Below are 8,704 nucleotides of genomic sequence, written 5' to 3' on the forward strand. Positions count from 1 at the left end.
GACACTTTCATTCTACTGGAGATCCGCCAGCAAGGGCTATTTTTATGCTTGTCTGAGTTTTATCTAGCACCACGGGTTTAATATTATATTTATCAATGGTTTTGGTAAAATGAAAATTAATTATTTAGGAGGGATTTATTTGAAAGGAAAATTTAAGAAATTTTTGATGGCTTCATCGTTTGCAACACTACTATCTGGATTTAATTTAGTAAACTATGCTTTTGCAGACTCAATAGCTGTAAACAACGAAAGCAAAGAAGTTTTAGAACAAAAAGAGAAACTCAAACAAAGTGTGAATATTGATAAGTATGACTTGGTAAAAAAATCAGAATTAGGAGTTAAAAAAGGTTATGACAAGGATGACCCTGAGCCGGACTGGGCACCTGGTGATTCTTTCGGTTCACCAAAAGGTACAAATAACATATCTTTCGCGGCGTTTGCACCTGGCGATATTATTGTAGTACATGATGGTTCAGTAGCATGGGGGTATTATCGTCATGCTGCTGTATGGGACGGTGCTTATTATACCGGTAGTTTAGATTCATATGCATTCATTGAAGCGAATGTAGAAAACCAACCTGGTGACGGACAAAGTAATGTTCACTATTCCACGGCAAGGAAATTTAGAAACTACGACCAGGCCGTTGGTTTATATGTCAATACTTTAGAACAGCAATTTAGAACTCTTGCCCGTGATTACATTAAAAACCAATTGGGAGAACCATATAAATTCGTAGGTTCTTACAAGTCGGATACTAGTACGTGGTATTGTAGCAAGTTAGCATGGAAAGCGTATTATGATATAGGGAATCGTGATTTAGATTACGATGGTGGGTTATACGTTTATCCGGATGATATTTATCAAGACGGAGATACTAAAATATTTGCAACTGGTTCATGACTCTGCTGACTAATACGTAATACCTGATGGTAAAATAATTTTTAGAAACCATATTCTTTATCTTTATTTTAGCAACAAGAAGAACTTTATAGTTTAATTTTTCTTAATTTTTAAACAGTTTGTTAACCTATATTTCCTGTGGCTTGTCATTTTATAATTAATTGACAAGCCACGTTGCCTTATTAATAAAAATAAAGCTAACTTTATTGATAATACTTTACTCAATTTTTAAGTAGTCCTATTTTAATGAACACTTATTTATGAGGGGACTGTATAATGAAGAAAATCATGATTTTCATTTATTGTATTTGTTTGTTTTTAATTGTTGGGTGCGAGAAATCGAAAGACACAGCCGCCCAAAACGATACAAAACTGAAGGTGAACCCAGCCTTTGTTGCACTTACTGATGGAGATAGAAAATTAATTTTTCTTGATAAAAAGATGAATATAGTCAAAGAAATTGAAAATAAAAATAAATTTCAGAGCTTTTCTATAGATGGAAATCGAGTTTATGCGATAGATGATGGTACATATATGGGAACTAAACCATCAATGCTTATCATCAACCTTTCGAGTGGTCATGTGGAAAAGAAATTAAAGTTGCCGCATATCCCATCGTCTTATGCGGTAGTAAACCAAAAAGCCTACATTGCTTCATCTGAAATATTTAAAGAGGGCATGCCTTTTTTTGTTGTTAATTTGTCTAATGGGAAAGTAGAAAAATTGACATTTACCAGTGGAATGGTCAATACAATTAAACATTACAAAAATGAAATTTTCATCACTATAAATTCTGGTGGTAAATCCGGTGAGCATAGCAACGTATATAGGATACAAACTAATGATGCATCCCTTTCCTTTCATCCTGTTATTAAAGATAATATTGAATTACCACCAAGTGATTTTGTAATTGAAGATAACAAAATGTACTGTGTTTTTACAGGTTTTTCTTACGGGCCAAGGCCAGAATGGGTAAAAAATCCTGAAAGATATACAAATAAGCTTATGGTTGTAGACTTGAATAATGGTAAAATAATTTCGGAGAAGAAATTGTCTAAACCTTTCCCGCAAAAAATAATTAATGTTGGGAATAAATTATACATTAATAATTATACGGATTTAGATATGCAGGGGGGGTTTTTAACAATACTTGATAAAAATGACTTAAGCGAATCTTTTTTTTCAATAAAAAACCCAGCATATTTTGACTACAACAAGCGATTCGAAGAATTCTTAGTTTCTAATCCTCAAAATGGAACTCTGCGATTAGTTAAAAATGGTAAAATAATCAAAAAAATTAAAGTTGGAGAGAATTGTAGTATAGTTAAAGCGGTGCAAAAATAAACTTTACTGTAGATGAGCAAATTCACCAACATAAATTGACAACCAAACAAAAAAGGAGACATGAACCGGACTCCTTGGTTAGAATAGATGTGCTACCAACTACCCACAAGGAGGTTCATGTCTCATGAATATATACATGCACTTTAAAGTAATGACTTCTGTATGAACGCCTTTGTATCCATTCAGCCCAATATCAGCGAGATTTTCAGAATCCAGCACCAATAGGGCATTTCCGGTATCGAAAACGCCCTAGGAGGAATGGAGAATCGTTTGGAGAGACTCCCCACTTAGAAGTTTTTGCAACGATTCCCAAACCGGTTTCCCCTGTTTTTGTAGGGTAGAAATGACGCTGCGCATGGCACAGAAAGCCTTGGCATCGTCTTCCTGACGAAACGTTCCAGAAATTTTTTGTTTGACTTTCACCATCCGCAAATCGCGCTCGGCTTGGTTGTTGTCAAACGGCACTTCTTTCTTTCGCAGGAAGAGAAGCGCTTCTTGTTTGCGCTTTTCTAGGCGCTGGATGAAATTCTGCGCGTTGCGGGCGCCTTCATGCTTGCCTTGTCGGCAACGCTCCTCGAGTTCTTGGCGGCCATTCGCTAGAAGCTCGTCGTACACGGCTTCCCAACACCGGGCTTCCTCTTCCGGTAGAGCCCCGCCCGCGTTCTCCACCGCCTGTTTCATCTCTAACAGGGTCAAGTCCAAATTATTGTGTAAATTCCCCTTTGTATAGACAACATGGACCTGATGACTTGACGTATAGTAGGCAAGTCCGGCAAGTCTCCCTGCCAGTCGCCTTCCCGGACCAATGATCATGTTGTCAAGGAACAGGCGTGTCAAGGAGCTTTCGCGGCATATCCTCGCTTCGCTCCGGTATTCCACGTTCTCCTTGACACGGCGAAGAGGTTATCCCACTCTCTTGATCGCCGGAGCCTCCTGATTCACCGGTCGAGCTTCTTGCTCTTTCGTTTTCCGCCACTGCCAATATTCAGACATATCCAAGTATTTGCGCCCTGACATCCATTTTTCATCGATTTCGATCAACACGGCGCCAACGAGGCGATACACCGATTCCCGGTTCGGAAAGATGCGGATGACCCGTTCTCTGCGGCGAATTTCTTCGTTCAGCCGTTCCACTCCGTTTGTCGTACGCAGACGCCGACGATAACGGTCCGGATAGTCCAATACAGCCGTGGCGTCTTCGAATCCCTCTTCAAGGATTTGCATGGCTTTTGGCGCTTTTTCTTCCCATTCGGCCAGCACTTGTTCCAATAACAGCCGGGCCGTTTGCTTGTTTGGGGCATGAAGAATCCCCCGAATCTCCTCAAGCAAGGCATCCTGCCTATACTTTGGTGCGGCATCGAGGATATTGCGAATAAATTGTGTCTGGCATCGCGGCCATGTCGCTCCTTGGAAATGCTTTTCAATGGCTTGCACCAGCCCGCCGTGCTGATCCGAGATGATCAAGTCCACTCCCCGGAGCCCCCGATGTTTCAGCCACTCAAAAAACTCGCTCCAGCTGGACTCCGATTCACTGTTTCCGATTTGCAGACCAAGAATTTCCCGATATCCTTCCTCATTCACTCCCGTGGCGATCAAAACGGCTCTGGAGCGCACCCGTCCATCTTCCCGGACTTTCGTATAAATCGCATCCACCAGTACAAACGGATACACGTGTTCATGCAAGGAACGATGATTCCAGTTTTGGATAATTGGATCCAGCCCCTTGCACAGCGAGGAAACTGTGGATTTGGAAAACGAGGTGCCGCACAACTCCTCTGTGATTTGGGTGATTTTTCGGGTAGACACCCCGTTTGCCACCATTTCCATGAGTGCCAGAACCAGTGCTTGTTCGCTCCGTTGATACCGTTGGAACAGTTCCGTAGAGAACTCTCCATCTCTTGTTCGTGGAACGCGCAAGGTCAATCGTCCCACCCGGGTTGTCAGCTGGCGTGGATATGAACCATTTCGATAGCCTTTTCGTTCTTCCGTTCGTTCATAACGACGAGCCCCCAGCTGTTCTTCCACTTGGGCCTCGAGGATTTGATTCAGGACTTGTTCCAGCAGCTTTGCTAATCCCTCATCTCTGGCGAATAACCCGTGCAAAAGTTCATCATTTAGAGTAATATGATATTGAGCCATGGTTGCATTCCTCCTTATGTTTGGTGTTTGTTTGTCCACTGTTTATTCTACCAAAGGGGAAGCAACATGGCTCTTTTTCTATTTCCCTTTTTACACAATTATATGGACTTAACTCTCTAACAGCGCTTCGGCCATCTCTTTCGACCATGAATGGCCGTACAGTTCGGTATATGCCCGAAGCTCCCGGAGATGATGAGCGTGGCAAAGGGCATGGCTCGCCTCTGTATACATCGGGTATACGGCATACGCATCATGTACCATCGTTCCTTTGTACCGTGGCAAGATTCCGATGTCATCCGTTGCTTGCTTGCCACGCGAGCGATGAAGCCCGTATCGGGTTTCCTTGGAAGTGGAAGCCACATGCACCCATTGGTTCTTTCCGTTCACACGCAGACTTGTTTCATCGACGTGCAACGTCTTGGAAGCGAGCAGCGCCGCGTCGATCTCTTTGATCGCTGCTTCTACCACAGGCCGCCACCGTCTCATCATGTTCACGACTGTGCCTGCACTTATCGAATGATCCACTAGCGCTTTGACCATCTCCGTGACACGCTCGTACGGGATCAACTGCGCATGATTCCAGTATAAAACAAGGGAAGTGATGGCTGGACCGTACTGGACATGATTTGTGACATAAAAAGGGAACTCCGCCTGCTGGACGAGATGACATTCCGGACACCCCTTTACTTCCCGTTCGTGTTGAGTCACTTCCATGCGAACCACGGGAAGATCGAACACTTGGCGAATGTCTACTCGAAAAGGAACGACCCCCTCCAACGAGTGACCACATCCTTCGCATTCGGTCACGCGGTGAAGGACTCGGTGGTCAGGATTGGGGAATTGACGGAGCGTCGTTCCTCGGTGCCCCGGCTGCCCTCCCGGCTGTTTCTGCGACGGTTGGCGAGAAGGAGATTTCGCCACAAACCGGTCACAGGACGGCGGCAAATGGCTATTGGTACTGTTTTTTTTCGTACAGGCTTCTCATTCTGCAATACGTGCTTTCCATTGTTGGGTTTCTTGTCGCTTTTGTGGAAAGCGGGTTTTTTCCTGCATAGGTATTGATTACAGTTTTGTGGTGAACATGATTTGTATAAGGTATCTCTGATGCGTTTTATACCCATTACGGGTATAATGTAATTAAAAGAGGTGATGTTTGATGAACCATTATGAAGATCATAATATGGATAAAAAAATGGTTCCACGAACGGAACAGGAAATCGAAAGCATTATTAAGCGCTTGAAGCGCATTGAAGGACAAGTGCGCGGTGTGCAAAAAATGGTGGAGGACAATCGTTATTGTATTGATATTTTAGTGCAAATTTCAGCGATCACGGCAGCGTTAAATAAAGTAGGACTGAACTTGTTAGAACGCCATGTCAACCATTGTGTGTCGAAAGCGATCCGTGAAGGGAGCGGAGACGAATCGATTCGCGAATTGATGGATGTGATGAAACAATTTTCGAAGTAAGGGAGGGAAAGGGAAATGGGAGAGCCGAAAACCGTGACGCTGAAGGTGACCGGCATGACATGCGCCGCGTGCGCCAATCGGATTGAGAAAGTATTGAATAAGATGGATGGCGTCAAAGCCCATGTCAATTTGGCCACGGAAAAAGCCACGATTCAATACGATCCATCAAAACAAACGATCGCCGATATCGAAACGAAAATTGAGAATTTGGGGTATGGCGTTGCGACGGAAAAAGTGACGCTTGATATTGGAGGCATGACATGCGCGGCCTGTGCGACACGGATTGAAAAAGGGTTAAATCGAATGGACGGCGTGACAAGCGCTGCTGTCAACTTGGCGACAAACAGCGCGGTGGTCGAATACAAGGAGGGTGTTGCATCTGTCGAAGATATTTTAGAGAAAATCAAAAAGCTTGGGTACAGGGGGCAAATTCGAAACGAAGAACAAGACGATGCTGGCCGGAAAGAAGAGTTGCTTAAACAAAAACAACGGCAACTCGCTATTTCGATCATCTTATCGTTGCCGCTGCTTTATACGATGCTTGCCCATATGCCGTTTGACATCGGCTTGCCGATGCCGCATCTCTTGATGAATCCGTGGTTTCAGCTTCTTTTAGCGACACCTGTTCAGTTCTACATCGGCGGTCCTTTCTATGTAGGGGCGTACCGGGCGTTGCGAAACAAGAGCGCGAACATGGACGTCCTAGTGGCGCTTGGAACATCGGCCGCGTACGTTTACAGCTTGTACGAAGCTTTTCGGACACTTGGGAATCCTGACTATATGCCAAGACTGTATTTTGAAACAAGCGCCGTCTTGATTACGCTTGTGCTTGTCGGCAAATACTTTGAGGCTCTTGCGAAAGGGCGGACAACCGAAGCGATCTCGAAGCTAGTCAGCCTGCAGGCAAAGGAAGCTACTGTCATCCGTAATGGGGAAGAAATAAAAGTTCCGCTCGAGGAAGTGGTGATCGGCGATACGATCGTTGTCAAGCCAGGAGAAAAAATCCCGGTGGACGGTATGGTCATCGCCGGAGCATCTTCCGTAGACGAATCGATGATTACCGGTGAATCGATCCCGGTTGATAAAAAGGAAGGCGACTATGTGATCGGGGCGACGATGAATACGAATGGCGTACTGACCATTCGTGCCGAAAAAGTCGGAAAAGATACCGCGCTGGCCAATATCATTAAAATCGTTGAAGAGGCGCAAGGGTCGAAAGCCCCGATTCAGCGGATGGCGGATACCATTTCCGGCATTTTCGTACCGATTGTTGTCGGAATTGCGGTTGTTTCCTTTCTAATCTGGTACTTCTTCGTTGCGCCGGGTGATTTGGCCAAAGCTCTTGAGGTGGCCATCGCTGTTCTTGTCATCGCGTGCCCTTGTGCGCTCGGTTTGGCCACACCGACATCGATTATGGTCGGTACAGGAAAAGGGGCAGAACAAGGAATTCTCTTTAAAGGAGGTGAGTACCTAGAGGGAACGCATAAAATCAATGCCGTATTACTCGATAAAACAGGAACCGTGACAAAAGGAAAACCGGAAGTCACCGATGTGCTAGCCTTCCGCGAGGACATGCTCGATTATGCGGTTTCCGCCGAGAGCGCTTCGGAGCATCCGCTGGCTCATGCGATTGTTGAATACGGGAAGAAACAGGCGATTTCGCCAAAAACGTTGGAACGCTTTTCCGCCATTACCGGCCACGGAATTGAAGCTGTCATTGACGGAAAAAGCATCCTTATTGGGACGCGAAAATTGATGAAGGAACGCTCTGTAGCGATTTCTGTGCATGAAGATAAAATGGTAGAGCTTGAAAAACAAGGGAAAACAGTGATGCTCGTTGCCATCGATGGACAGCTTGCCGGCATCATTGTTGTCGCGGATACGGTGAAAGAAAGCTCGAAAGAAGCGATTCAAACATTAAAACAAATGGGCATCGATGTCTATATGGCAACAGGGGACAATCAACGGACAGCGGAAGCGATCGCCAATGAAGTAGGCATTGAGCATGTGTACGCCGAGGTGCTCCCGGAAGACAAAGCGAACATCGTCGAGGAATTGCAGCAACAAGGGAAACGAGTGGCGATGGTCGGCGATGGGATTAACGATGCGCCGGCTTTGGCAAAAGCGGATATTGGGATAGCGATTGGCACGGGAGCCGACGTCGCCATCGAGACAGCTGATGTGACCTTGGTCGGCGGCGATTTGCGCCATATCCCGAAAGCCATTGAGTTGAGCCGCCAAACGATGAAAAACATTCGGCAAAATCTGTTCTGGGCTTTGTTCTATAATACAGTTGGCATTCCTGTAGCCGCTGCTGGGTTATTGGAACCATGGATCGCTGGGGCAGCGATGGCATTTAGCTCTGTATCGGTTGTGACAAACGCGCTTCGTTTGAAACGAGTGAAAATATAAAAATTTAAGGAGGAATGGATGATGACGATTACGTTGCAAGTACAAGGCATGACATGCGGACATTGCAAAGCGGCTGTGACGAATGCACTTCAAGCGTTGGATGGCGTCAACCGTGTAGAGGTGCATTTGCAAGAAGGTACGGTTGATGTGGATTATGATGAAACAAAGGTCAGCGTAGAAAAACTGAAAGAAGCGATTGAAGAGCAAGGGTATGATGTGAAGTAACATAAAGAGGGTGTCCCCAAAATGATGGGACACCCTTCTTTTTAAGGAGTGCTAAGTATGCAGAGAGAGCCTAGCGTTTTTTACAAGATATTCTGGCTGCTGCAGAAAAAATTGAGAAGTAAAAACCCCCTCCAGCATTTTGAACATATCCCTGTCAAGTAGACAGTGTGAAAAATACCCACCTTCTTCAGCTGCTTGTTAGGATAGTGGAATGA

The 8,704-nt window shown here is 44.9% G+C and carries 6 protein-coding genes and 2 pseudogenes; 5 read left to right on the top strand and 3 right to left on the bottom strand.

Annotated elements, in window-relative coordinates:
• Positions 1-139: 139 nt before the first annotated feature.
• Positions 140-901, top strand: a complete 762-nt coding sequence (locus ABS784_RS16470; protein WP_352513301.1) for a hypothetical protein — start codon at positions 140-142, stop codon at positions 899-901.
• 276 nt (positions 902-1,177) lie between these two features.
• Entirely contained in the window at positions 1,178-2,245 is a 1,068-nt protein-coding gene (locus tag ABS784_RS16475; RefSeq protein WP_352513303.1) for a hypothetical protein, read from the top strand.
• Between the two features lie 249 nt (positions 2,246-2,494).
• Here ABS784_RS16475 and ABS784_RS16480 read toward each other — a convergent pair.
• The 3 genes and pseudogenes from ABS784_RS16480 to tnpC form a co-directional block, all read right to left on the bottom strand.
• A pseudogene (locus tag ABS784_RS16480) lies at positions 2,495-2,935 on the bottom strand (IS66 family transposase); the annotation flags it as partial.
• Positions 2,936-3,148: 213 nt separating this feature from the next.
• Positions 3,149-4,384, bottom strand: a complete 1,236-nt coding sequence (locus tag ABS784_RS16485) for an IS256 family transposase (protein WP_352513305.1) — start codon at positions 4,382-4,384, stop codon at positions 3,149-3,151.
• A gap of 117 nt (positions 4,385-4,501) precedes the next feature.
• Positions 4,502-5,413, bottom strand: a pseudogene (tnpC, locus tag ABS784_RS16490) (IS66 family transposase); the annotation flags it as partial.
• 127 nt (positions 5,414-5,540) lie between these two features.
• On the opposite strand from tnpC, the gene ABS784_RS16495 reads away from it, so the two are divergent.
• Genes ABS784_RS16495 through copZ form a run of 3 tightly spaced genes read left to right on the top strand, consistent with a single transcriptional unit; the run spans position 5,541 to position 8,489 of the window.
• Positions 5,541-5,852 carry a metal-sensing transcriptional repressor gene (locus ABS784_RS16495; RefSeq protein ID WP_352513307.1) on the top strand — a complete coding sequence of 104 codons (312 nt, stop codon included), beginning with the start codon at positions 5,541-5,543 and terminating at the stop codon, positions 5,850-5,852.
• A gap of 15 nt (positions 5,853-5,867) precedes the next feature.
• Positions 5,868-8,264, top strand: a complete 2,397-nt coding sequence (locus ABS784_RS16500) for a heavy metal translocating P-type ATPase (protein ID WP_352513309.1) — start codon at positions 5,868-5,870, stop codon at positions 8,262-8,264.
• Positions 8,265-8,285: 21 nt separating this feature from the next.
• Complete coding sequence (gene copZ, locus ABS784_RS16505; RefSeq protein ID WP_044731971.1) at positions 8,286-8,489, top strand: copper chaperone CopZ; 204 nt, start codon at positions 8,286-8,288, stop codon at positions 8,487-8,489.
• Positions 8,490-8,704: the final 215 nt, after the last annotated feature.

Source organism: Geobacillus sp. G4 (assembly GCF_040327975.1).
Taxonomy (GTDB): domain Bacteria; phylum Bacillota; class Bacilli; order Bacillales; family Anoxybacillaceae; genus Geobacillus; species Geobacillus thermoleovorans.

Coding starts and splice junctions, on each gene's coding strand:
- ABS784_RS16500 (WP_352513309.1), top strand. CDS start 5,868: ATGGGAGAGCCGAAAACCGTGACGCTGAAGGTGACCGGCATGACATGC.
- ABS784_RS16475 (WP_352513303.1), top strand. CDS start 1,178: ATGAAGAAAATCATGATTTTCATTTATTGTATTTGTTTGTTTTTAATT.
- copZ (WP_044731971.1), top strand. CDS start 8,286: ATGACGATTACGTTGCAAGTACAAGGCATGACATGCGGACATTGCAAA.
- ABS784_RS16485 (WP_352513305.1), bottom strand. CDS start 4,384: ATGGCTCAATATCATATTACTCTAAATGATGAACTTTTGCACGGGTTA.
- ABS784_RS16495 (WP_352513307.1), top strand. CDS start 5,541: ATGAACCATTATGAAGATCATAATATGGATAAAAAAATGGTTCCACGA.